Here is a 23,276-nt window from a genome sequence, read left to right as displayed (position 1 = left end):
GTCTACTGGCCGGGAACAAAAGCCCCCGGACGCCGCCAGTGCAACAGCACGCCACGGTGCAGGGCTTTCACCCACTTGAACACCGAGGCTCTCATGTCCACATTGCATTCTTCCGTCAAAGTAGGCCCTTACACCTTCGCTCACCGCGTGGTCCTCGCCCCCCTGACCCGCATGCGTGCCGAAGCTGGCGCCAAGCCCGGTCCGTTGATGGCTGAGTACTATGCCCAACGCGCATCCGAAGGCAGTTTGCTGATTGGCGAAGCGACTATCGCCGCTGCCAATGGCAACGGTTACCTGGGTGCTCCCGGCCTGTTCGAAGACGGACAGATCGCAGGCTGGAAACAGGTCACCGATGCCGTGCATGCCAAGGGCGCGAAGATTTTCCTGCAGCTGTATCACGCCGGTCGTCAGTCCAATGTCGATGTACAACCTGCTGGCAGCATCCCGGTCGGGCCTTCGGAAATTCTCCACGGCGGCGTGGCCTACACCGCTGAAGGCTGGGTGCCGAATACGCCCAACCGTGCCCTGGAAATCGATGAAATCAAGGATCTGGTGGAAAGCTTCCGCACAGCAGCAGAGCGCGGTATCAAGGCCGGTTTCGATGGCGTGGAACTGCACGGTGCCAATGGTTATCTGGTTGATCAGTTTCTGCAGGACAACAGCAACAAGCGCACCGACAGTTACGGCGGTTCCATCGAGAACCGCACGCGCTTTTTGCTGGAAGTCACGCAGGCACTGATTTCGGTATGGGGCAGCGACCGCGTCGGTGTGCGAGTCGGTCCGAGCGGCACCTGGGGCGATATGGGCGACAGCAATCCAGAAGTTCTGTTCTCTTATGTCGCGCAGCAACTGGCGCCGTTGAACCTGGCCTACCTGCATTTGATCGAGCCGCGGATCCTCGGCAATATCGAAGATGAGAATGCCAACCCGGCCCCGATCGCCGCACAGCTGATGCGCAAGCACTACAAAGGTACGATCATTGCCGCTGGCGGCTTCAACGGCGAAAGTGCCGAGGCGATCCTGCAAGCCGGTGACGCTGACCTGGTTGCCTTCGGCCGCCACTTCATCGCCAACCCCGATCTGCCGGAGCGCCTGCGCCAGAATCTGCCATTGAACGCCTACGACCGTCCGACCTTCTTCGGTGGAACCGAGGTCGGCTATACCGACTACGCCCTCTACGAAGACGCCGCCACGGCCTGATTCAGCCCAGCCACATGGACAGTTCCACGTCCTCGGCAAAGGGAATCGACATGAACCCGCTGCCTGGCGCCCGTACCAGCGCCAGGTACTCGGGGCTGTAATCAGCGTTGTCAGCGATGATCAGCGCGCCAGGGCGCAGGTGCTTTTGCACCAGGGCCAGTACTTCCATGTACAGCGACTTGGCGCCGTCCAGCAATACCAGGTCGATGCCGTCGGGCAGATCCACTGCCAGGGTCTGCAAGGCATCCCCCTCACGAATTTCCACCAGATCCTGCAAGCCGCCCGCCGCCAGGTTCTGCCGGGCGCGGTGGGCTTTGTCCGCTTCAAACTCACTGCCGATCAAATGACCGCCGCCGTTATCACGCAGGGCTGCGGCCAGGTGCAAAGTGGAAATCCCGAACGATGTGCCGAACTCGACAATGCTCCGGGCCTTGCTGCTGCGCGCCAGCATATACAACAGCGCACCGGTTTCACGGGACACCGGCAGGGCAAAATCCTTGAGATGGGAATACAGCTGTTGGTACTCGGTTTTGCTGTGCATCAGGCGATTCAGCTCGCCTTCGGGCAAGTCGCGAAAGGCGGCGCTGTTCACCGGTGAAGAGGCTTCGGACTCGGTAAACAGGCGATCGAGCAAGGCAGTTATAGAGGTCAGGGTATTCATGCAATTCTCCGTTCAGATGCACTAATGTGAACACCGGATTAGAATGCGACGAATCCCTCACATTTAATAATCGCGTTTCCAGGGCCGCCATGACCGATCGCCAGAACCCCAGGATTTCCCAGCGTAAGCAGCCGAAACAGGCCCGCTCCACCGAGCTGATCGGCATCATTCTGCAGGCTGCCACTCAGGTTTTGGCCAAGGATGGCGCGCAGCTATTCACCACCGCCCGGGTTGCCGAAAGGGCTGGCGTCAGCATTGGTTCGCTGTACCAGTACTTCCCGAACAAGGCAGCGATTCTGTTTCGCTTGCAGAACGATGAGTGGCGCCAGACCACGGACCTGCTCAGCAGCATTCTCGAGGACCGCCAGAAGCCGCCCCTGGAACGCCTGCGCCTGCTGATCCACGCCTTCGTTCACTCCGAGTGCGAAGAAGCGCAAATGCGTACGGCCCTCAGCGACGCCGCCCCACTCTATCGCCATGCTCCCGAAGTTCAGGAAGTCAGGGCCGAGGGTGCACAGAGAATTCAGGCATTCATGCGCGAAGCGCTGCCGAACGCAAGCGAATCCACACAGCTACTGGCTGCCGACCTGGTCAACCAGACCATGAGTGCCGTGGGCAAACGGTTCTCCGAGCAACCGCGCAGTCCTGCCGAGATCGATGAATACGCCGGGGCAATGGCGGATATGTTGTGTGCGTATCTGCGGGAGATTGAAGCCAGCACAGCCTTTTGATTTTGTGCGCGAACCCGCGCTGTCGCAGGGCAAAACCCGTGGGGAATTCATTCGCGAATGCATTGTTTCAGGCGCTATATATATCGAATGTACCGGCCTCTTCGCGAATGAATTCGCGCCCACAAAACTCCTACCTGCCAAGGGTTTGCTGCTCGACAGCGTGGCGCGTTAGCGACGGGACGGCTCCCACTGAACTCCGGTATTCAGTGAGTGCTGTTTTGTTTGGTAAGCGCGAATCGCATCAATCGACACTCAACCCCCACAACACCTCCAGCACATGCTGGGTCGTGCGTTCGATCTCACCGCTGCGATGGGCAATGCCCAGCTCGCGCCATAGCGGCGGGTTCAGTGGGCGCATGGCGATGCGGCTGTCGGGCAATGGCGTCGAGGTTTCGTGGGGCAGCAGAGTCGCGCCGTATCCGGCGGCCACCAGGCTTTTGATCGCATCGTTGTAGTTGAGCTGAATGCGTGCGACCGGTTGCGGGCCGTCGCTGGCGAACCACTCGGCGGTCAGGCGCGAGAGGCGCGTGCTGTTGTCATTGAGGATCAACGGTTGCGCGGCCAGCCAGGTCGGGCTGATCAGTTCCGGGCTCTGCCAACGCGCAGGCAGGAAGGCCATGACCGGGTCGCGTCGCCATGCTTTGAGCTGCAAACCCTTGACCGGCGGCTGCGGCAAGGCGACCAAACCGATATCCAGGCTGCCGTCCGCCAGTTTCTGCAGAGTCTGCTGCGAGGTCAGTACGGCGACCTCCACGTCGATATCCGGATGATCCTGCTCCAGCACCTCGAGCGCATGGGGGATCAACTGGGCGATGACCCCGGTGGATGCACCAACCCGCACCCGACCGGCCAGCCCCAACACCTGGCGCTGCACATCTTCCAGCGCCTGCTCGGCATCGGCCAACAAGCGCCGCGCCCGTTCGACCAACGTTTGGCCAATGACCGACGGCTGCACTTGGCCACGGGTGCGGGACAGCAGCGTGGCGCCGACACGGGCTTCCAGATCGGCGATATGCAGGCTCACGGTCGGCGGCGCCAGGTTCAAGACCCGCGCCGCCTCGGCGAAGGAACCCAGGTCGGCGATAGCCACCAACGTGCGCAGGCGGTCGAGACTGATTTCGCGCATACAAACCTCTAACGTTCAGAAAATATGAATCTGACCGCTATCAAATTCAACTTTCCCTATGTTACGCCCACACCGAAGATAAGCGCTGTTGATTTCTGCCTGTGAGCGCATCCCATGACCATTGCATCTGTATTTATCGACGGCGACCAAGGCACCACCGGGTTGCAGATTCACCAACGCCTGCACCAGCGCAAGGATCTGCGCCTGGTGACCCTGCCCGCCGACCAGCGCAAAGATGCCCAGCGCCGCGCCGAGGCGATCAACACCTGTGATATCGCTATTCTGTGCCTGCCGGACGAGGCGGCAAAAGAGGCGGTAGCCAGTATCGAAAACCCTGAGGTACGGGTGATCGACGCCAGTTCGGCGCACCGGACTCACGTCGACTGGACCTACGGTTTCGCCCAGATCAGCGCGCAACAGAAACAGGCGATCATCCATGCCAAGCGCGTCAGCAATCCGGGCTGCTACCCGACCGGCGCCATTGGCCTGTTGCACCCGTTGCGCCACGCCGGCCTGCTGCCAGCGGATTATCCGGTCAGCATTCACGCCGTGTCGGGCTATTCCGGCAAGGGCCGTGCCGGGGTCGATGAATATGAAGGCGCAGACGCAGCCCAGGCCCCGGCGTTCCAGTTGTACGGGCTCGGCCTGGCGCACAAGCATGTGCCGGAGATCCAGCAATACAGCGGCCTTGGCGAGCGTCCACTGTTCTCGCCGGCTTACGGGGCATTTCGCCAGGGCATCGTGCTGACCGTTCCCCTGCAACTGCGCTTGCTGGCGCCGGGTACTACTGCCGCCCAGGTGCATGCCTGCCTGAGCCAGCACTATGCCGTTGCCGATTGCGTGGAAGTCATGTCGCTGCAGGATGCCAAGGCCATGGCGGTCCTCGACCCGCAGGCACTTAACGGCACCGATAACCTGCGCCTGATGGTCTTCGAAAACCACGGTCAGTTATTGCTGGCAGCGGTGTTCGACAATCTCGGTAAAGGCGCGGCCGGAGCTGCGGTGCAGAATCTGGATCTGCTGTTGCAGCGCTGATCACGGTGCCGCCGTGACCATGCCGATGTTAAGGTGGCCCGATTGTTTATAGCCACTGACTGAGGGACATCATGCACGGCTTGACCATCGGCATTATCGGCGGCATGGGATGGCTGGGACGCTCCATTGCCACAGCACTGGTGCAGACGGGGTTGGTCGAGCCCGCCGCGCTGATCCTCTCCAGCCGCTCCGGCAGTCTCAGTGAGCCGGGGATTCTGTCCGGGGTGCGTATCACCGCCGATAATCAGGATCTGGTCCGGCAAAGCGACGTGGTGATTCTCTCGGTTCGCCCCGAAGACTTGGCTGCGGTGCGCATCGATATGCAGAACCGACTGCTGATTTCCCTGGTCGCGGGCGTGTGTATGAGCGACCTGAAAAACCATGTCGGCAGCCAGCGGGTCATTCGCGCCATGCCCAATGCGGCCCTGGAAATCCGCCAGTCCTATACCCCGTGGCTGGCGAGTGAGCGGGTCGACACTGCTGATAAAGCCTTGGTTCAACAACTGTTCGAAACCTGTGGCCAGGCCGATGAAGTGCATAGCGAACAGGCGCTGGACTACCTCACCGGCCTGACCGGCACCGGCCCGTCCTACCCTGCTCTATTGGCCAAGGCCATGTACAACTGCGCCATCGAGCAAGGCATTGCCGAAGACATTGCCCGCCGGGCCGTGACGGCGGTGGCGGTTCAAGCCAGTCAGTTGATCACGCCGCAGCGGGATTTCGAGGAGTTGTTGCAGACGCTATTGGATTACAAAGGCGTCAGTGCGGCGGGGATCAATGGCATGCTCGCTGGTGGGCTTGAGGCCAGTGTGAAGCGCGGGCTGGATGCGGCGATGGAGGTGGCGCAGTCGAGTCTTTGGGACGGGCCTGCCGGACGCCAAGCCGAGGCATAAAGTATTTTTTGTGGGACCGGCTTTAGCCGGGAATAGGTCTTCACATGCCCCGATGCCTTCCTGGCTAAAGCCGGTCCCACAATCCTGCGTTCGCAATACGAGTACTGAGCTTCAAAAGAGCTGTTTCAACCGCTCGATAAAGTGTTCCCAAACCTGCGGATTGATCAGGTGCGGCGGTCGCTCTCCCCTTAGCATCGCCTGAATCTGCAAGGCCGATGAACGCGCCACATTACGTCGTCCGCCATGGCTGACCCCGGCGGTATGGTAGGTGGCGATCACCTGTTCCAACCGCAGCAAGGGCGACTCATGGGGCGGCGGCTCGACTTCCCAGACATCCAGCCCGGCACCGGCCAGATGACCCCGACTCAGCGCATCGAACAGCGCCGCCTCATCGTGGATGCCACCTCGCGCGGTGGACAGGAAAATCGCCCCGCGCTTCATCGCCGCGAACTGCTCGGCACCCATGAGGTGGCGGGTCGAGGCCGTGAGCGGGCAATGCAGGGAGACGAAGTCCGCAGCCCCCAGCAATTGCTCAAGGGATGCCGGCTCTGCACCCCGATTTCGAATGGTCTCGGCATCCAGGTACGGATCGTACGCCAGCACCCGCAAGCCAAAACCATTGGCGAACCGCGCGGTGCGCTCACCAATCACCCCCAGGCCGATGATTCCGAGGGTACTGCCGTGAATTTCTTCGCCCATCAGGTCTTCCCGGGCAAAGCCCCGGTCTGTGCGCAGACGACGATTGGATTCGATCAGGCGTTTGCTCAGGGCCAGCAACAGGCCGAAGGTATGCTCGGCCACCGAGTTGGCGTTGGCCCCGGCCTGATTGACCACGGCAATACCGGCGCGGGTGCAGGCCTCGACGTCCACTGTGTCGTACCCTGCCCCGCCCGACGATACGCAGAGCAACTGCGGACATTGTTCAATCAACGCCTGGTTGGCGAACCACTGGCTCGGCAACTCATCCTTGGCGGCGGTGATGTGGTAAGCGTTGGTGCGGCGCAGTCCGGACCAGACCCCGGCTTCATCGGCCCGGATCAAGCGCTGCAAGGCCAGTCCCGGAGTGGCTTCAATCAGTTCGTCGAAGATGGGGTTGATCCACAGGTCCAGGCGGCTGATCACGGCATTGTGCAAAAGCGTAGACATAAGGTGTCCTTGATATTCAAGCGTTGCTGGCGACGTGGGGGCCATTCGGCACAAGGGGTTGCTGGGTCACGGCGCTGGCCTTGGGCCGCGGCTCGATCATGGTCAGCAGCACGACAAAAGTCAGCAGCGAGCAGACGCCAAGGAAGGTGAAGACCATGTTCCAGTCGTAGTTATCGAGCAGCACGCCGACCACGAAAGGCGCGAAGGCACCGCCCAGTGAGCCACCGGTATTAATGATCGACGCAGCGAACGGCACCTTGTCCTTGGTTGCCAGGCCCATGGGATAGACGAGAAAGGTCGAGTAACCGATGTTGAGCAGGATCCCGGCGATCAGAAACACCCCGGCCAACAGGATCGGATCATCCGGCGAATTGAGTAGAACGAACATGGTCACGACCGTGGCCAACGAGGTAATCAGCATCACCGGCTTGCGGCGCTTGTCGAATACCTTGTCCGAGAGCCAGCCACCGAGCAGGTTGCCGATGATCGCGCCGACCCACGGGGCAGCGGCCACGGCGCCCATTTTCATCACCGAATAGTGTTTGACCGAGACCAGATAAGTGGGCACCCAGGTCATGATGGCGTAGGTGATGCCGACCATCAGGAAATAGCCCAGGGCGCAGGCCCAGATATTCCATGAGCGCAGGATGCTGGCGTTGTCGTGCAGCAGGTCGATGTCACGGATACGGATAAAGCGATCCAGCCAGCTACGGCGTGGGGCCAACGCAGTCGGTGCCTTGACTGGCGCGTCGGACTCGTCGATATAGCGGGCTTCCTCCGGGGTGCAATACGGGCTTTTCGACGGATCATCCTTGACCAGCCACCACCACAGCACCGCCACCAGCAGGCCAGGAAAGGCGAAGATATAGAACACTTCGCGCCAGCCGTACAGGTGCACGATCCACGCACACAGCGGCGGCACGAAGGCCGGAGCAAACTTGATCGAGGACATGAAGATCCCCGTGGCCAGGCCCTTTTCCCGCGCCGGGAACCAGCGGTTGATGATCGACACGATGCCGATGTTGATCGGGCCTTCGGCGGCACCGAGCAAGGCGCGGGCGAACTTGAGCTGCAAGACGTTGCTGGTCATGCCGATCAGGAGTGTGGCGATGGAGGTCAGCACCAGGGACGCCGTCAGCAGATTGCGAATACCCCAGCGGCTGAACAGATAACCGGCGGGGATCTGCACCACCGCATAGGTGAGGTAGAACAGGCTGGCCAGGGCACCGATATCGGTGTTGCTCAGGGCGTATTCCTGCTTGATGAAAGGCACCACCACACCGATATTGGCGCGGTCCGCGCCAGCAATCATGTAGGCGAGGAAGAACAGCCCGGCGACAATCCAGCGAAAGCCGCCTTTCTTGGAAAGGGTCTTGATCATGACGATACCGATATTATTTGATTTGTGTCGGTTGGCGAACGGGGTCAGCGCTGATCGCTAATCCAGCAGGCCCTTGGCGGCCAGGGCCTTGTCGATCCAGCTTTGATGCAGCGCACCCGTGGCGATTTCCGCCATCACCCGCTGTTCATGCTCAGCGTGCAGCCCGGCCTTGTGCAAAACCTCTTCGGCCTGATCCATGGGGAACGCCACCAGGCCATCTTCGTCACCGACGAGAATATCCCCTGGCGAAACCAGCATGCCGCCGATGCTCACGGGTACATTGACCTCCCCCGGGCCCTCTTTGTAAGGACCGCAATGCACCACGCTGCGGGCATAGCAGGGAACGTGCTCGAAACTGGCGACGTCACGGATGGCGCCATCCACCACAAAGCCAACACAACCGCGCTGCAGGGCATAGAGTTTGATCAACTCGCCGATCACCGCATTATTGGCGTCGCCCTGAGCGTCGATGACCAATACGTGGCCGGGCTGCAACAGCATCATCGCCTTGTAGATATACAGATTGTCACCGGGCCGGGTCTTGACCGTCAGCGCCGTGCCCGCCAGTTTGCCGGTGCGGTTATAGCGGGTCAGGCCACGGGCACCGATATGGCGGCCAAGGTTGTCGCTGATATGGGGGGTGACAACGTGATCGAAAGCGCGGATCACCTCATTGTTCAGAGGTGGAACGGCGGGATTGACGCGAAATCCTGGGAAGCTCATGGCGGCACCCTTTGTTGTTGGAGAGTGCCTTGAATCTTATGCAGTCGTCGCGAATACTTTTAGCGATATTAACGACTGACTAACCATCGCTTTTTTTCCATTTACAGTTTTAATTAGCCTTAGCGCGCAATCAGCAAACGAGTGAAATCACACAGCTCCTGAGCCATCCGCGCGATGTCCGCACTGACCCCCGCCCAACGATCACCGCGGTATTGGGTTATGTAAGGACTGTCCGGCAATGCCGGTTCGCTGTTCAGCTCGCACAGGCTGCCCTGCTCCAGCAAATGCGCCAGACAGTCCTTGGGCAGGTAGGCAATGCCAAGACCGGAAATGGCCAGGCCGACCTGGGCCAGCAGATTGTTGACGTTGATGGTTCGCTCGAAGCTCACGCCCTGGGTGGCGAACCAGCGCTGGTAATGCAGCCCCGCGCCGGAAGAACCGCCCTGGGTCAGCAGCACCTGCCCGCACAGGGCTTGCAGCGACCAGACCTGCTGGTTATCCAGCAGCCGTGGCGAACACATCCAGGTATTGCGCACGCTGGGCAGCTCAAGGCTGACAAAACGGGCGTCGGCATATACAGCCGGGACCACGATCAGGTCGAGCTGATCCTGCTCCAGTTGGCGAAACAATCCGGAACCCACGTCCACCGAAGGCTCAAGCTCCAGCTTGGGGTACACGGCATTGACCCGTTCGACTAGGGCCGGCAGCCAGGTCATGGCCGTCAGCTCGGTGACGCCCAGACGAAAGCGCCCGACCAGGGCCGACTTGTCACTGACCTCCAGCAGCATCTGGTCACGCCTGTTCAACAGGTCAGTGGCGTGATCCAGCAGCAAGGCGCCCCGTGGCGTAAGACGCGAGTTACGCCGGACACGGTCGAAGATCGGCTCGCTGAAGGTTTCTTCCAGTTCACCAATACGCTTGGAAATCGCCGACTGCGACATATTCAGCTTGGCCGCCGCCGCTTCGAAGCTGCCCAGGCGCGCGATCCAGTACAGCGCTTCCAGTTGTTTGAACGTGACCATCAGCGGTTTTCCAGCAGGACCGAAGCGTCAAGGCTGGCCGGATAAGACACGCCGAGCAAGCCCAGGTCCCGTTTCAATTCATCGCAGATCAGCTTGATGGCGTGGGCCACACCGGCCTGCCCGGCCACGGTTGCCGCATAGTTGAATGGCCTGCCGACAAAGGCCGCCTTGGCGCCGAGGGCCATGGCCTTCATCACATCGGTGCCGCGACGGATACCGCTGTCGATCATCACCACGGTATCCGGTACCGCCTCGACAATCCGTGGCAACACCTGCAACGGTGCGACGCTGCCATCGAGCTGGCGGCCGCCATGGTTGGACACGATGATGCCGTCGATACCCATAGCCCGCGCCTTGATCGCATCGCGCGGATTGAGGATGCCCTTGAGAATCATCGGCCCCTGCCAACGCTTGCGAATGGCCGCTACATGTTCCCAATTCAGATGGCCGCGATCGGAAAAATCGCGCAGCACGCTCTTGGACATGATCGGCGCGCCGCGCGTGGCGTAGTTGTTTTCAAAATGCGGCATGCCGTGCTTGAGAATGGTCTTGAGGAAAATCCCCAACAGCCAGCGCGGATGGGTCACACCTTGCCAGGCCAGGCTCAGGCTCGGCCGCAAAGGCGTAGAAAATCCGGCGCGGACATTGTTCTCGCGATTGGCTGCAACCGGGGTATCCACAGTCACTACCAGGGTCTGCACACCGGCGGCAGCGACCCGGTCGATCAGTGCGTCGATCTGCTGTTGATCCCCCGGCAGATACGCCTGGAACCACATATGTGGCGCGGCCTCGACCACCTCTTCCAGACGAATCAACGAGGAGCCGCTCATGATGAAGGGCACCTGTTTCTCAGCGGCGGCACTGGCGAGGATCAGATCACCGCGATAGCTGGTCAGGGCAGAAATCCCCATGGGCGCCAGGCCAATGGGCGCCGAGTAGGTCTGGCCGAACAGGGTCGTGGTCATATCGACCCTGGACACGTCCACCAGCACATTGGGAATGAAGCCGAATTGCTCAAACGAACGGCGATTGGCGCTGACGGAAATCCCGTCCTCCACGGCACCGGATACATAGGCGTACAACGGGCCAGGCAAACGCTTCTTCGCCACGGCCTCGAAGTCATGCAGCGACAGGTATTTTTGCAGCGATTCAGGCATGGGGTGCTCACTGGATTGTTGTTGTAGCCAGGCGACCTATCAGCCTAGAGCCTTCGGCCAGGGTGATAAAGCGAAAAATGGTGTTCTGCTTTCATCACTCCCGGCACGGTGGGACCGGCTTTAGCCGGGAAAGCGCCATTTCTGATCAAGGAAATGTACCGGATATACCGGCGTCTTCCCGGCTAAAGCCGGTCCCACAGGCATAACTCCTATGCCAGCCAGCTGGGATCACGCCGTCCGATAAACCGCCTGCCGTCGCTCCTGCAAATACCGCCGCCCCGGCACATCCGCGAGCAATTGCGCGGTGTATTCATGGGCCGGTGCCTGGAACACTCGCTCGCAGGTTCCCTGCTCCACTACCTTGCCCGCCCGCATGACCACCACCTGCTCGGAGATCTGCCGCACCACGGCCAGGTCATGGGAAATAAACAGGTAGGTCAGGCCCAGGCGCTGTTGCAGTTCGGCCAACAACGTCAGGATCTGTGCCTGCACCGAGGCATCCAGCGCCGACAACGGCTCGTCCAACACCAGTAATTCCGGCTCCAGAGCCAGGGCCCGCGCAATCGCCACACGCTGGCGCTGTCCCCCCGACAACTCTCCAGGGCGTCGATGCAGCAGGCGCTTGGGCAGTTCTACCTGATCCAGCAGGCTGGCCGCCCTGGCCGAACGAGATGCGCGATCACCGACGGCGAACGCCTGCAGCGGTTCGCTGATGATCTGTGCCAGGGTAAAACGCGGGTCCAGAGACGCGTACGGATTCTGGTAGACGATCTGGATCCGCTGGCGCAGCGGTTGCCACTGGCTGCGGCGATAGTGGCTGATGTCCTGACCATCGAACCACACTCGCCCGGCATCGAGTCGTTCCAGGCCGACGATCAAGCGAGCGGTAGTGGATTTTCCCGAACCGGACTCCCCGACCAGGCTCGTCGTGGCATGGCGGATCACCGAGAACGAGACATCGTCCACCGCCGCATTACCGGGATTGCGCCAACTGGAAAAATCCTTGCGCAACTGTTCCACCTGCAATAACGGCGTGGCAGCCTTTGCCGAAACATGACTGCGCACTGTAACCGCCTCCCTGAAACTCGGCGCTGCGCCCAGCAATTGCCGGGTGTAGGCATGCTGCGGCTGCTCGAAAATCTTCCGTGCGTCGCCGGTTTCGACAATACGGCCGCGCTGCATGACGATCAGCCGATCGGCCCGATCCAGTGCCACGCCCAGGTCATGGGTGATCAACAGCACCGCCGTGCCACGCTCCCGTGCCAGGGTTTGCAGGCGATCGAGGATCTGTCGCTGCACACCGACGTCCAGAGCACTGGTCGGCTCATCGGCGATGATCAGCGCCGGATTATTGGCCAGAGCCATAGCGATCAACACTCGCTGGCGCATGCCCCCGGACAATTGGTGGGGAAAACTGCGGGCGACCCGGGGGATATTGGTCAGCCCGACCTCGCCCAGCAGCTGCAAGGTACGGGCCTTGGCCTGAGCCCTGGGTACGCCGTGTACGGTCATGGCCTCCCATAGCTGACTGTCGATACGCTTGACCGGGTCCAGGGAGAGCCCCGGATCCTGAGGCACAAAGCCCAGAGCACTGCCGCGCAGGCTGCGCCAGCGCTTGTCACTGGCCCCCACCAATTCCTCGCCGGCCAACAGAATGCTGCCCGCCTCGATCATGGCGTTATCCGCCAGCAGCCCGATCAATGCCGCCGCAGTGGTGGACTTGCCGGAGCCGGACTCCCCCACCACCGCGACGATTTCACCGGGATACACGGCAAAGCTGACCTGATCGACACCCTCTACCCGGCCTTGGCCAGAGTGATAACCAATGCGCAGGTCTTGAACGTGCAGAACGGCAGTCATCGTTTGACTCCTTGCAGATGTTGAACCGCTCGAGCGAGCTGGTTGGTAGCCAATACCACTGCGGCAACGACAAGCCCCGGCAGAGTGGTGTACCACCAGGCTGCGACCATGTAGTTGCGTCCTTCGGCAATCAGCAACCCCCATTCCGGCTGCGGTGGCGGTGCGCCAAAGCCGAGAAAGCTCAGGGCCGATACCGACAGCACCGCGCTGCCGAACTCCAATGCGGTCAGGGCCAGTACCGGCCCGGCGGCGTGGGCGAGGATATGCCGGCGAATGATGGTCCAGGGCCCAACGCCGCAGGAAACGGCGGCTTCGACGAACACGCTGCCACGCCAGCGCAGCACCTCGCCACGTACCAGACGGGCGAAGGTCGCCACCGATGACAGGCCCACGGCCAGAGCGATATTCACCGTGCCAAAACCCAGCACGGTAATAATGGCCATGGCCAGCAGCAGCGCTGGAATGGCCATCAAAACTTCCACCAGACGCATCAGCGCCATGTCGAGCAACCCGCCGAAATAACCCGATATCACCCCCAGTACGACACCGATGGCCAGGGCGACCAACACCGCCAGTGCCGTAGCCTGCAGCGATAATGACGCGCCATGGACGACACGGCTGTAGAGGTCCCGGCCCAGGTGATCGGTGCCGAACCAATGCACGCCGCTTGGCCCTTGCAGCGCCTGGGCCGGCACCCCCAGTAGCGGATCATAATGGGTGAATGCTCCCGGCCAGAGTGCCCAGCCCAGGACCAGCAACAGCACGGTGATCCCCGCCCGCAGCAGCGGCCGCTGGCGCACTGCACGCAGGGCGATTGCCAGCCAGCCATGGCCCGGCAAGTCTGTATCGACAAGACGTTCATTCAAGACCCGAGTCATTGCCCCGCCCTCCTTTCGCTGCTGACCATGCGCGGATCCAGCAAGGGATACAGGGAGTCGACCAGCAGATTGACCCCGATGAAAATCGCCGCTGCAAGCACCACCACACCCTGAACCAACGGAATGTCCTGGGTCATCACCGCCCCCTGGGCCAGGCGGCCAACACCCTCGCGGGAGAACACAGTCTCGGTCACCACCGATCCGGCCAGCAGATTACCGACGATCACGCCGGTCAGGCTCAGCAACGGAATCGCTGCGTTGTGCAGCAAATGCACGAACAGCAACCTGCCCTCGCCCAAGCCCTTGGCCAACAGTACGTCGGTAAACGGCTGCTGGCGCACCGAGGCCAGGGAGCGCGCCAGTACCTGGGCGATCACCGCTGCCGTGGGAATCGCCAGGGTCAGCGCAGGCAGCAGCAACGACGCAAAGCCTTGATTGCCCATGGCCGGAAACCAGTGCCAGCTAAAAGAGAAAGCCTGCAACAGCAGCAGACCGATCCAGAACGTCGGCAGCGACACCGACAACGCGGGCACTCCGAGCAACAGATCGCGCAACCAATGCCGCCGGGTCAGACTCGCGGCCAGGGCCAGGCCGATCCCGCCCAGCAAGGCGATGGTCAGGGCCAGTAAAGTCAGCGCAGCGGTAGCAGGCAACGCATGGGCCAGGGAACTGGCCACCGGCTCGCCACTCTGGATCGATCGGCCAAAATCCAGCTGCAGCGCCCGCCATAGCGCCAGGCCGTACTGCACCGGCAAGGGTTCGTCGAGGTGGTACTCGGCACGCAGGGCGGCGATCTGCTGGCGGTCCACGGCGGTGGGCTCACCGGTCTGATTGAGCATGATGCTCACCGGATCACTGGGCAGTGCGTAGAGGATCATAAAGGACAGACTGAACGCGGCCCATAGCACCAACGCTGCCTGCAATCCGCGTCGCGCCAGGTAGCCCGGCAGGCGGCGCACCGGATGTCCGGCCCAGCGGGACGGGGTCAGTACAGGAACCAAAGTTTCACTCATGACAGACTCCTCATCGCCGCAGCCAGGTATCGAAGAACTGCAAGCGCGATGACGCTTCAAAGTGCAGGCCCTGCACTTGTTTGCCCTGACCGACCACAGTCACCAGCTCGATCAATGGAATCGCATGGCCGTCCCTGATCATGGTTTCACTGATACGGTCTACCAGTTGCTGGCGCAAAGGTGTATCGAGGGTTGCCGCCGAGTCCTGCATGAGCTGGTCCAGTTCGCCACGGTCACGGTTGTTGTAGTTACGCCCGGAGACCTGGAATACCGTACGGATCACGTCCGGGTCGGCACGGGTCAGGTTGAAGAAATTCAGGCTGATATCGCCATTGGCTTTCAGCGCCGTGACCTGGCTGATGGTGGCCTTGTTCAGCCGCAGTTCGATGCCCACCTGCTTGAGTTGCTGCTGGACCAGTTCCAGGATCGGCGTGGTTTGCCAGTAGTCCAGGCGCAGGCTCAGGCGCTGACCGTCACGACTGCGAATACCATCGGCGCCGGGTTTCCAGCCTGCGCCGTCGAGCAGTTGCCGGGCGCCATCCGGATCGTAGGCCAGCAGCGGCGACAGATCGCGGTAGAACGGCGTACTGCTGGCCAGCAGGGCCGTGGCCGGTTTCTGATAGCGGGAGATAATGGTGCCCAATTGCGTACGGTCGATGGCCTTGCTCAGTGCCTGACGCAGCGCCAACTCGGTATACAGCGGGCCTTTTTCATCCGGTGCCAGCACATACACCACACCGGGGTTGGCGCGGGTCAGCAGCGGCAGCTTCTGGGCTTCGAGGGTCTGTTCGTTCTGCGGCACGACGCCGGTATCGACGTCGATCTGCCCCGAGACCAGGCTGCCCAGACGTACACCGGACTCGGGGATGATCAGGAAATCAATGCCGTCGAGCCAGGCCTTGCCGGTATGCCCGGCCAGTGCCGAGCCCCAGGCGTAGTCGTCGTTGCGGCTCAGCCGGACCTGCTGGTTATGCACGAAGGACTTGAGTTTGAACGGCCCGCTGCCGATCAACTGACCCTGACAGCGATCCGCTGCCGACAAGGCCAGGGTCGCTGGCGCCAACAAACCCAGGCTCATGGTCGAGGTGGCTTGCAGGAACTGCGCATTGGGATGGTTGAACTCGATGATCACCGTACGGCTGTCAGCGACTTCAACGCCTTTGAGGCCATCCAGGTAAGTCGATGCCAGGGAGGCACGGGCGCCCAACACCAGAATCTGCTCGATATTGGCTTTGACGGCGGCGGCATCCACCGGCGTGCCGTCAGCGAAACGCACGCCATCACGCAGGTGAAAGGTGAAGCGCCGGGACTGGGCATCGACCTCCCAGGACGTCGCCAGCCAGGGCACGATGGCACCGGTTTGCGGGTCCTGATCGGTCAAGGAATCGACCACCTGGCGCCCGACGTTCAACGCCGTGTTATTGCCCGCCTGTTGCGGATCGATGCAGTTGGGGTCGCCGTCGAGGGCGACCTTGAGGGTGCCGCCGGTAACCGGTTGGGTTGCCGAGGCAGCAGCGGATGGGTCGGGGTGGTCGCCGCAGGCAGCAAGCAACGCAACCATCGACAACAGTAAGGCAGCATTCAATTTCATAAGCACAGGCATTATCCAGACGTACTTGTGGGAGCCAGGCTTGCCCGCGAAGATGCCGGTACATCCGACACATCCTCTGCGCTTTATCGATTGCTTTCGCGGGCAAGCCTCGCTCCAACGGAGGTTTTGTTTCTTCAGTCAATTAGCGAGTCGCCACTCGCCCTGCCGCATGCCGATTGGGGATATACGGCAACCCCAGGTTCTCGCGCAGGGTGTCGCCCTGATACTCGTGACGGAACAGCCCGCGGCGTTGCAGCTCCGGCACTACGCCGTCGGCAAAGTCGCTGATGCCCTGGTGCAGCCCGGAGAACATCACGTTGAAACCGTCCGCGGCGCCCTGTTCGAACCACTCCTGGAAGTCGTCGGCGATGCTTTGCGGTGTGCCGATCAGGATGCGGTGACCACCGGCGGTGAGCTTGTTGAACAACTGGCGCACCGTCGGCCGCTCGCGGCGGATCAGGTCGAACACCAGTTTCTGGCGGCTCTTGTGGGTATTGGTGTCGAAGGTCTCCGGCGGCAGCGGCACCACCTCGTCGAACGGCAGCTCCGAGAGGTCGAAGCCCAGGCTGGTAAAGCGCGAGATGGTGCGCAGGAAGGTGGTCGGGTCGAGCAATTCCTGCTGGCGGTCGTATTTGTCCTGAGCTTCAGCCTGGGTCCGACCCACGACCGGAGAAACACCGGGCAGTATCTTCACATGCTCGGGATTGCGCCCCAGCGCTGCAGCCTGTTGCTTGATCCCGGCATAGAACTGCCGCCCCTGCTCCACCGTATGCTGGGCGGTGAAGATCAATTCCCCGGCCCTCGCCGCCAACGCCCGACCGGCATCCGACGACCCGGCCTGGGCCACTACCGGATAGCCCTGCACCGGCCGCGCCGCATTAAGCGGGCCTTTGACCTGAAAGTGTTTGCCGTGGTGGTTCAGTACGTGCATTTTTTCGGTATCCAGCCACAGGCCGGACGCCTTGTTCTGCACAAAGGCATCGTCCTGCCAGCTGTCCCACAGCCCGGTGACCACGTCATAGAACTCTTCGGCGCGCTCGTAGCGATTGGCGTGCAACACATGGGCATCGAGATTGAAGTTCTCGCCGCCGCCCAGGGAGGTCACCAGATTCCAGCCCGCCCGGCCACCGCTCAGGTGATCGATATTGGCGAACTTGCGGGCGATGTTGTACGGCTCGTTATAGGTGGTGCTGGCGGTGGCAATCAGACCGATATGCCGGGTGACCAGGGCCAACGCAGGCAGCAGCACCAGCGGGTCCCAGCGCACGCTGTTGGGCCCCCGGGCCAGGGCTTCCAGGTCCAGCTCGATATTTACCGTATCGTTGAAAAACAGCGCATGAAAACGCGCCGCCTCCAGGGTCTCGGCGATCCACTTGTAATGGCCGAAGTCGACGAATGAATCAGCAGCGGCCGACGGATGTCGCCAGTTGGAGCCCATGATCCCGGCGCTGGGAATGAATGCGCCAAGCAGGATTTGTCGGGGTGTAGTACTCATGACTGCATCCTTTTTAGAAGTTGTACGTCAGGCGCGTGTACCAGAAGCCGCCATAGGGATCGAACGGCGAGATGCTGCCGAATTTCGGGAAGCCGTTGACGTCGCCCGCCGGGTAGCCGTTGTTGTCGGCATGCACGTTGAACAGGTTGTTGGCGCCCACAGCCACGCCGAGGGCGTCGGTCACGGCATAGGCAACTTCCAGATCGGTGATCCATTTGGCGCCGTAGGTCACGTCATAGGCCGGGTTGGCATCCCGGGCGGTGACTTTGTCGTAGCGGTTGACCGAGGCGTTGATATCGAACTTGTCGATCTTCCAGTTGCTACTCAGGATCAGCTTGGTCTTGGGGTTGGCCACCGTCAGGTAGCCCTGGGCCACGCGATCGAACAGCACCAGATTGCTGCCCGCGGCGGTCAGTGCGGCAGGCGTGGCCTTGATACTGTCCAGGTCAGTCTTGTTGTAGTTGAAAGCCACGCCGTACTTGACGCTGCCGTAGCGGCCGTAATCGACCTTGTAGTCAGTGACCAGATCGATACCACGGGTCGTGGTGTCAGCCGCGTTGGTGAAGTACTTGAGCTGATAGCCCGGACGGAAGCCCTGCTGTTGCAGGATCTGATTGACCCCGGCGCCAGACAGGAAGCCGGTCAGGCCGATGCGGTCCTTGATCTCGATCTGATAGGCGTCCAGCGTCACGTTGGCCTGGGGCAGTGGCTTGTAGGTGAAGCCGACGCTGATATTGCGTGACTTCTCCGGCTTGAGCGCCTCGGCACCCAAGGCCTTGGCCAGGGTCGAATCGACCCGCACGGTCTTGGCCTCGACGAACTGGGCGACGCCGTTGACCAGGGTGTACTGGTTGGAAGTCTGGGCGTAGGTCGACTGCGACAACGACGGCGCACGGAAGCCGTTGCTGATGGTGCCGCGAATGGCGAAGTCCGGGGTGAAGTCGTAGCGCGCCGAGAACTTGCCGCTGCGGGTGTCGCCAGAATCGTCATCGTACTTTTCAAAACGCCCGGCCAGGCCCAGCCAGAGTTTCTCCGTGGGGTTGAAGCCGACGTCCACATAGCTGGCGTAGCTGTTGCGACTGTTCTGCCCGGCATCGTCCGGGGTCAGGGTAATCGCGCCCTGGGCCCCTACCGCCGCCGGTTGCCCGCGCAAAGGCCCGCTTGGGTAGATATAACCGCCGTTGATATAGGACAGGTAATCATTGGACTCGGTCTTGTAGCGCTCATGGCGCAACTCGCCACCCCAAGACACTTGCATCGGCTTGCTCAGGCCGACCTCGAATGCCCGGGTGAAGTCGAGGTTATTGGTCCACTGATCGAAGGTGTTGGTGTAGGTATCGAAATGGGTCGGGCTGGTCGGCCCCAGGGAGGCGTTAAGGGTTTCGTCGGCACCGGCCTGGCCCTTGTCGCGGCCGAAGGTTGAGCTCAGGTCCCAGTTCCAGCCTGCCAGCAGGCCCTTGACCCCGGCCGCGACCTGATAATCCACCTCTTCCAGGGTGTAGAACGGCGCGGTGCCGTCCGGGTAGATCTGCGGGATGATATTGGTCGAGTTGGGTCGGCGGTAATTCTGCCCGCCACGGGCATCGCGCTTGCTCAAGGTCGAGAACGAATAGAAAGTCAGGTCATCGTTGATCGGCGCCTCGGCGTTATAACCGACGTTGATCGCCTTGATCTTCGGCAGGCCGTTTTTCTGCACCTGTTTATCCGCGGTCGCCTCCCGTGGATCGGGCGAGCCGTCAGCCTGGGGGTAGTAGAACGAGCCGGTGGCATCCCGCGCGCGTACAGCGGTCTGTTGCGACTTGGCATCCAGGGACAGGTTGAAGAAACCGTCGTTGGGCAAGGCAAAACCGTTGTTCAGGGTCTGGCGAATGGTGCCGCCATCGCCGTCGCGGTAGTACTCGCCGTATTGGGTGCTTGCCGAGCCGCCGTGGTCGTTCTGCTTGAGGATGATGTTGATCACCCCGGCGATGGCGTCCGAGCCGTACTGCGCCGAGGCGCCGTCGCGCAGCACTTCAATATGGTCGATGGCGCTGATGGGGATCATGTCCAGATCCACCGGGTTGGTGCCGTAGGCTGCCGTCGAATCGAGGTTGATCACCGCGCTGTTATGGCGACGCTTGCCATTGACCAGCACCAGCACGTTGGAACCATTGAGGCCGCGCAGGCTGTAAGGCCGGGCGATGCTGTCATTGGAACTGCCGGACGGACGCTGGCTGAACGACGGCAGGACTTTCTCCAGCGCGCCACGCAGGCTGCCGGAGCCGGTCTTTTCCAGTTGCTGGGCATTGATCACATCGATAGGTGCCGGGCTGCTGGTCACGGTGCGCGCTTCGCTGCCCCGGGAGCCGGTCACGATCACGGTGTCCAGGGTTTCACTGGATTCGGCGGCGTATGCAGGCAATAGCGCATAACCGGCGAAAATCATTGGCGCCAGGGGTAAAGAGACGCGGTAAGAGAGTGATTTCATCAAGGATCAACTTTCCAGAATAGGGCTGAAGTCATCACGCCAGAGCGGTCGCAAATCGACGGGGTGGCGGATCAACTGATTGTCGAAAAAGGTGTCGGCGACCTGCTGTGCCGAGGCGATGGCCTGTTCATTGATGGCGCCAAGACGCACCGGTAGCGCACGCTGGCGCAACTGCTGCAGATACAGTTCAGCCGTGATCCCGCTCTGCTCCTGGCAACGCCGGGCCCAGGCTTCCGGGTGCTGGCTGACCCATGCCCAGGTGGCTTTTTCCCGCAGCAGGAAGTCGCCGAGCTGACGGTGTTTGTCGGGGTCCTGCAGTGCGCCTTGAGTGGTGGCGATCAGGCTATTGCCGACAAAGCGGCTGACATGTTCCAGGCGCTCACCGCCCTCCCGCGCGGCCTGCAACAGGCTGATGCCGCCGCCGGTCAAGGCATCGATATGGCCGCTGCGAAAGGCGATCAGCGCGTCCTGCATCGGCATCGGTACGGCCTGCACATCCGCCAGGGTCAGGCCGTGCTGACGCAGCATGTCGAGGACGAAGTAATGGGTGTTGGTCGCCCGTACATAACTGATGCGCTTGCCCTTGAGATCGGCGACGCTGCGGATCCCGGCGTCCTTGCGTACCACGATGCCGTTGTCGTGCAGATCCCCCGGCAGCACGCCGATCAGGGCAATGGGCACCTTGGCACTGGCGGCGAAGATGGGCGGAATCTCGCTCATCGACACATAGTCCAGGCTGCCGCTGTTCAGGGCTTCCAGCACCAGGTTGCCGCCGCCGATATCTACCCATTCCACCGGGTAAGGCGTGTCCAGTTGCCCGGCCAGGTCCATGAAGGTCGCCGCCGCACCCTTGTAGCGCCACACCCGCAAAGGCGTGGCCTGGGCCTGGGCGGCCTGGGGCAATAACCAGGCACCTGCAGCCAGCGTGGCACTGGCGGCCAGCAGACGGCGGCGGCTGAGAGAGGCCATCGCCAGTCAGTCCAACAGGTCAGGTTGTTGGGTGACGATCTCGTCCCACAGCGGCTGGAAATTCAGCCAGCCAAACAGCTCGCTGCGCGCCCGGCTCTGGGGCGTGACCGGATCGACCTGAGGAATCACCGGCACCCCGGCGGCCCTGGCCAGCAGATGGGAGCGTGCAATGTCCTCGGCAAGAATGAACTTCCACGCCGCGCTTTCCACGCTCTCACCCACGGTCCACACGCCATGGTTTTGCCAGAACAACAGGCTGTTACCGCCGAAGCTATCGACAAAGGCGGCGGTGACCCGGTCGCGATCATTGTCCAGGGCGCCGCTGGCAGTACGCAGGTCGTGGCGGCGAAAAATTGCCTGATCCTCGACAAAGGCCCCGGCTTCTGCGGTGATAGGGTCAAACAGCTGGCCCAGGGAGGACCAGGTCCGCCCATAGAAACCGTGCAGGTGAGCGATGCCCACCACTTCAGGACGGGCCTGTTGCAGACCGTCGTGTAACTCCAGGGCGCTGGTATTGAGCAGGCCTTCGCCCTCCACCACCTGCCCTTCGCGATTGACCCGCAGCAGTTGCGATACTGTGATTTGGGAAAAGGGTACGCCCAAAGGGTTGATCCAGTAGTGCCCGGTTTCAATCGGGTCACGGGCGGTGAAATGCCCGGCCAGTCCCACTTCAAAGCCGTAACGGGAGAACAGCCGGTATGAAGCAGCCAAACGCTGCTTGCGATGCAGGCGCTCGGCGTGCAGATCGGCATGCTTGGGCACGCTGTCCAGGGTCAGGCGATTGTTGCTATGGGGCAGGCTGAAAATGCTTGTCGAAATCGGGGTGGTTTGACTCATGCCAGGATTACTCAGGCTGGTGCTCGTGTGGCCGAGCTTTTTCTGAGCGAGCGACTGCACCGGGCGCAGGGCCGGGGGCAATGTCGGGTTCGCAAACGGGAAGACTTGATATCGCTCAGCGCGCGGATGCGTTCGCTGAATCGACAGGCAGACAGGGCGTCAGGTGGTCATGGTCAGGATCCCTCGCATGGTGGTTGGCTTAGCTCTCCTCCACCGTGCGAGGGGTCGGGTCGAGCGCTCAGGCAATGGCGCGGATGGGCCGCGCTGTCCTGCTTGGGTTAGAACATAAACGTAGAGAAAGAGCCTGTGAAATTCTTTTACGGACTAAGCTAATATTAATATGGATAATTATGTTGTTTATTTTATATCCGTATTAATCATATTCGTGGGAGCCGGCTTGCTGGCGATCGAGTGCGAAGCGCTCGCCCCCTAACCCCAATGCCTGAACCGACGCCATCGCCAGCAAGCCGGCTCCCACAAAGGCTCATTTAAATCTGCAGGACCGGCTTCAGCTCATGGATTTGCCCACGCAACTGCAGATTTTCCAGCGCCAGCACCTCTCCATTACCCAACTGCCAGTCGTAGAAATCGGAGTAGTCACCTCGGGCCAGGGCCCTAATGGTCTTGGCAACGAAGCCGTGGGCGACAAGCACGATGACTTTCCCGTTGTACGCATCAAGCAAGAACTGCAGGCCTTGCTGCACGCGAAGAAACACGTCCTTGATCGACTCGCCGCCATCGGGACCGATATCCCACTGGCGGGTAATGTTCTGTGCCCACAAGCCAGGATGCCTGGCCTCGGCCTCTGCCTGGGTCAGCCCTTCGAAAACGCCGATATGACGCTCTCGAAAAGCGTCCATGACGCAGATCGGCAGCCTGTGCTGCTGGTTGAGATAGTCGGCAGTCTGCCGGGCACGTAATAGCGGCGATGTGATCAGCGCCTGGACATGGGCGGGCAGCTGTTCGGCCAGCTCCTGGGCCTGCTGTCGGCCCAGGTCGGTCAGCCCGGGGTCGAGCGCACCCAGGTAGCGGCTTTCGATATTGGCCCAGGTCTGGCCGTGGCGGACGACGTATAGGTCCATGTCGTTTAC

The 23,276-nt window shown here is 61.5% G+C and carries 20 protein-coding genes; 4 read left to right on the top strand and 16 right to left on the bottom strand.

What is annotated here, in order from left to right; all coding sequences use genetic code 11:
* Window positions 1–93: 93 nt before the first annotated feature.
* Window positions 94–1,200 carry an alkene reductase gene (locus AC1Z24_RS15405; RefSeq protein WP_483746394.1) on the top strand — a complete coding sequence of 369 codons (1,107 nt, stop codon included), beginning with the start codon at window positions 94–96 and terminating at the stop codon, window positions 1,198–1,200.
* A 1-nt stretch (window position 1,201) separates the two neighbouring features.
* Here the strand turns inward: AC1Z24_RS15405 and AC1Z24_RS15400 are convergent, their stop codons facing one another.
* Window positions 1,202–1,861, bottom strand: a complete 660-nt coding sequence (locus AC1Z24_RS15400; RefSeq protein ID WP_483746393.1) for an O-methyltransferase — start codon at window positions 1,859–1,861, stop codon at window positions 1,202–1,204.
* A gap of 89 nt (window positions 1,862–1,950) precedes the next feature.
* On the opposite strand from AC1Z24_RS15400, the gene AC1Z24_RS15395 reads away from it, so the two are divergent.
* Window positions 1,951–2,592 (top strand): TetR/AcrR family transcriptional regulator, encoded by a 642-nt coding sequence (locus AC1Z24_RS15395; RefSeq protein WP_483746392.1) that lies wholly within the window; start codon window positions 1,951–1,953, stop codon window positions 2,590–2,592.
* A 241-nt stretch (window positions 2,593–2,833) separates the two neighbouring features.
* On the opposite strand, the gene AC1Z24_RS15390 is transcribed toward AC1Z24_RS15395, so the two are convergent.
* The gene (locus AC1Z24_RS15390; protein ID WP_483746391.1) at window positions 2,834–3,718 is read right to left on the bottom strand and encodes a LysR family transcriptional regulator; all 885 of its coding nucleotides are present in this window, start codon (window positions 3,716–3,718) and stop codon (window positions 2,834–2,836) included.
* Between the two features lie 114 nt (window positions 3,719–3,832).
* Between AC1Z24_RS15390 and argC the strand changes: the two genes are divergently transcribed.
* Together argC and AC1Z24_RS15380 are read left to right on the top strand one after the other, a co-directional pair.
* The gene (gene argC, locus AC1Z24_RS15385) at window positions 3,833–4,753 is read left to right on the top strand and encodes an N-acetyl-gamma-glutamyl-phosphate reductase (protein ID WP_483746390.1); all 921 of its coding nucleotides are present in this window, start codon (window positions 3,833–3,835) and stop codon (window positions 4,751–4,753) included.
* Between the two features lie 71 nt (window positions 4,754–4,824).
* On the top strand, window positions 4,825–5,646 hold the full coding sequence (locus tag AC1Z24_RS15380) for a pyrroline-5-carboxylate reductase family protein (RefSeq protein ID WP_483746389.1): 822 nt from the start codon (window positions 4,825–4,827) through the stop codon (window positions 5,644–5,646).
* 111 nt (window positions 5,647–5,757) lie between these two features.
* Here AC1Z24_RS15380 and AC1Z24_RS15375 read toward each other — a convergent pair whose 3' ends face one another.
* The 14 genes from AC1Z24_RS15375 to AC1Z24_RS15310 all read right to left on the bottom strand — a co-directional run bounded on the left by AC1Z24_RS15375 (window position 5,758) and on the right by AC1Z24_RS15310 (window position 23,267).
* Window positions 5,758–6,792, bottom strand: coding sequence for a hydroxyacid dehydrogenase (locus AC1Z24_RS15375; protein ID WP_483746388.1), 1,035 nt, complete (start codon window positions 6,790–6,792; stop codon window positions 5,758–5,760).
* A 16-nt stretch (window positions 6,793–6,808) separates the two neighbouring features.
* A complete protein-coding gene (locus tag AC1Z24_RS15370; protein ID WP_483746387.1) occupies window positions 6,809–8,173 on the bottom strand; it encodes an MFS transporter in 1,365 nt (454 codons plus the stop codon).
* Window positions 8,174–8,230: 57 nt separating this feature from the next.
* Window positions 8,231–8,896: an RraA family protein gene (locus AC1Z24_RS15365; protein WP_483746386.1), complete on the bottom strand. Its 666-nt coding sequence runs from the start codon at window positions 8,894–8,896 to the stop codon at window positions 8,231–8,233.
* Between the two features lie 119 nt (window positions 8,897–9,015).
* Window positions 9,016–9,918 (bottom strand): LysR family transcriptional regulator, encoded by a 903-nt coding sequence (locus AC1Z24_RS15360; RefSeq protein ID WP_259103734.1) that lies wholly within the window; start codon window positions 9,916–9,918, stop codon window positions 9,016–9,018.
* The gene (locus AC1Z24_RS15355; protein ID WP_483746385.1) at window positions 9,918–11,075 is read right to left on the bottom strand and encodes an alpha-hydroxy acid oxidase; all 1,158 of its coding nucleotides are present in this window, start codon (window positions 11,073–11,075) and stop codon (window positions 9,918–9,920) included. The genes AC1Z24_RS15360 and AC1Z24_RS15355 overlap by 1 nt, the downstream gene beginning before the upstream one ends.
* A 228-nt stretch (window positions 11,076–11,303) precedes the next feature.
* Window positions 11,304–12,935 (bottom strand): dipeptide ABC transporter ATP-binding protein, encoded by a 1,632-nt coding sequence (locus AC1Z24_RS15350; RefSeq protein ID WP_483746384.1) that lies wholly within the window; start codon window positions 12,933–12,935, stop codon window positions 11,304–11,306.
* Complete coding sequence (locus AC1Z24_RS15345; protein ID WP_483746383.1) at window positions 12,932–13,813, bottom strand: ABC transporter permease; 882 nt, start codon at window positions 13,811–13,813, stop codon at window positions 12,932–12,934. The genes AC1Z24_RS15350 and AC1Z24_RS15345 overlap by 4 nt, the downstream gene beginning before the upstream one ends.
* On the bottom strand, window positions 13,810–14,826 hold the full coding sequence (locus AC1Z24_RS15340; RefSeq protein ID WP_483746382.1) for an ABC transporter permease: 1,017 nt from the start codon (window positions 14,824–14,826) through the stop codon (window positions 13,810–13,812). The genes AC1Z24_RS15345 and AC1Z24_RS15340 overlap by 4 nt, the downstream gene beginning before the upstream one ends.
* 10 nt (window positions 14,827–14,836) lie before the next feature.
* Window positions 14,837–16,417, bottom strand: coding sequence for an ABC transporter substrate-binding protein (locus tag AC1Z24_RS15335; protein WP_483746381.1), 1,581 nt, complete (start codon window positions 16,415–16,417; stop codon window positions 14,837–14,839).
* Window positions 16,418–16,559: 142 nt separating this feature from the next.
* Window positions 16,560–17,912: an LLM class flavin-dependent oxidoreductase gene (locus AC1Z24_RS15330; protein ID WP_483746380.1), complete on the bottom strand. Its 1,353-nt coding sequence runs from the start codon at window positions 17,910–17,912 to the stop codon at window positions 16,560–16,562.
* Window positions 17,913–17,925: 13 nt separating this feature from the next.
* Window positions 17,926–20,379, bottom strand: coding sequence for a TonB-dependent receptor plug domain-containing protein (locus tag AC1Z24_RS15325; protein ID WP_483746379.1), 2,454 nt, complete (start codon window positions 20,377–20,379; stop codon window positions 17,926–17,928).
* Between the two features lie 6 nt (window positions 20,380–20,385).
* Entirely contained in the window at window positions 20,386–21,348 is a 963-nt protein-coding gene (locus tag AC1Z24_RS15320; protein WP_483746378.1) for an ABC transporter substrate-binding protein, read from the bottom strand.
* Between the two features lie 6 nt (window positions 21,349–21,354).
* Window positions 21,355–22,185: a class II aldolase/adducin family protein gene (locus AC1Z24_RS15315; RefSeq protein WP_483746377.1), complete on the bottom strand. Its 831-nt coding sequence runs from the start codon at window positions 22,183–22,185 to the stop codon at window positions 21,355–21,357.
* Window positions 22,186–22,673: 488 nt separating this feature from the next.
* The gene (locus AC1Z24_RS15310; protein ID WP_483746376.1) at window positions 22,674–23,267 is read right to left on the bottom strand and encodes a histidine phosphatase family protein; all 594 of its coding nucleotides are present in this window, start codon (window positions 23,265–23,267) and stop codon (window positions 22,674–22,676) included.
* Window positions 23,268–23,276 lie beyond the last annotated feature (9 nt).

Source organism: Pseudomonas sp. JL23, assembly GCF_056933585.1.
This window is presented reverse-complemented; position numbering and strand designations above follow the sequence as displayed.

What these genes read in the sequence shown, in the direction of transcription:
- AC1Z24_RS15340 (WP_483746382.1), bottom strand. Translation starts at nt 14,826, where the DNA reads ATGAGTGAAACTTTGGTTCCTGTACTGACCCCGTCCCGCTGGGCCGGA.
- AC1Z24_RS15405 (WP_483746394.1), top strand. Translation starts at nt 94, where the DNA reads ATGTCCACATTGCATTCTTCCGTCAAAGTAGGCCCTTACACCTTCGCT.
- AC1Z24_RS15345 (WP_483746383.1), bottom strand. Translation starts at nt 13,813, where the DNA reads ATGACTCGGGTCTTGAATGAACGTCTTGTCGATACAGACTTGCCGGGC.
- AC1Z24_RS15390 (WP_483746391.1), bottom strand. Translation starts at nt 3,718, where the DNA reads ATGCGCGAAATCAGTCTCGACCGCCTGCGCACGTTGGTGGCTATCGCC.
- AC1Z24_RS15375 (WP_483746388.1), bottom strand. Translation starts at nt 6,792, where the DNA reads ATGTCTACGCTTTTGCACAATGCCGTGATCAGCCGCCTGGACCTGTGG.
- AC1Z24_RS15325 (WP_483746379.1), bottom strand. Translation starts at nt 20,379, where the DNA reads ATGAAATCACTCTCTTACCGCGTCTCTTTACCCCTGGCGCCAATGATT.
- AC1Z24_RS15315 (WP_483746377.1), bottom strand. Translation starts at nt 22,185, where the DNA reads ATGAGTCAAACCACCCCGATTTCGACAAGCATTTTCAGCCTGCCCCAT.
- AC1Z24_RS15380 (WP_483746389.1), top strand. Translation starts at nt 4,825, where the DNA reads ATGCACGGCTTGACCATCGGCATTATCGGCGGCATGGGATGGCTGGGA.
- AC1Z24_RS15335 (WP_483746381.1), bottom strand. Translation starts at nt 16,417, where the DNA reads ATGAAATTGAATGCTGCCTTACTGTTGTCGATGGTTGCGTTGCTTGCT.
- AC1Z24_RS15400 (WP_483746393.1), bottom strand. Translation starts at nt 1,861, where the DNA reads ATGAATACCCTGACCTCTATAACTGCCTTGCTCGATCGCCTGTTTACC.
- AC1Z24_RS15355 (WP_483746385.1), bottom strand. Translation starts at nt 11,075, where the DNA reads ATGCCTGAATCGCTGCAAAAATACCTGTCGCTGCATGACTTCGAGGCC.
- AC1Z24_RS15395 (WP_483746392.1), top strand. Translation starts at nt 1,951, where the DNA reads ATGACCGATCGCCAGAACCCCAGGATTTCCCAGCGTAAGCAGCCGAAA.
- AC1Z24_RS15320 (WP_483746378.1), bottom strand. Translation starts at nt 21,348, where the DNA reads ATGGCCTCTCTCAGCCGCCGCCGTCTGCTGGCCGCCAGTGCCACGCTG.
- AC1Z24_RS15370 (WP_483746387.1), bottom strand. Translation starts at nt 8,173, where the DNA reads ATGATCAAGACCCTTTCCAAGAAAGGCGGCTTTCGCTGGATTGTCGCC.
- AC1Z24_RS15330 (WP_483746380.1), bottom strand. Translation starts at nt 17,912, where the DNA reads ATGAGTACTACACCCCGACAAATCCTGCTTGGCGCATTCATTCCCAGC.
- argC (WP_483746390.1), top strand. Translation starts at nt 3,833, where the DNA reads ATGACCATTGCATCTGTATTTATCGACGGCGACCAAGGCACCACCGGG.
- AC1Z24_RS15360 (WP_259103734.1), bottom strand. Translation starts at nt 9,918, where the DNA reads ATGGTCACGTTCAAACAACTGGAAGCGCTGTACTGGATCGCGCGCCTG.
- AC1Z24_RS15365 (WP_483746386.1), bottom strand. Translation starts at nt 8,896, where the DNA reads ATGAGCTTCCCAGGATTTCGCGTCAATCCCGCCGTTCCACCTCTGAAC.
- AC1Z24_RS15310 (WP_483746376.1), bottom strand. Translation starts at nt 23,267, where the DNA reads ATGGACCTATACGTCGTCCGCCACGGCCAGACCTGGGCCAATATCGAA.
- AC1Z24_RS15350 (WP_483746384.1), bottom strand. Translation starts at nt 12,935, where the DNA reads ATGACTGCCGTTCTGCACGTTCAAGACCTGCGCATTGGTTATCACTCT.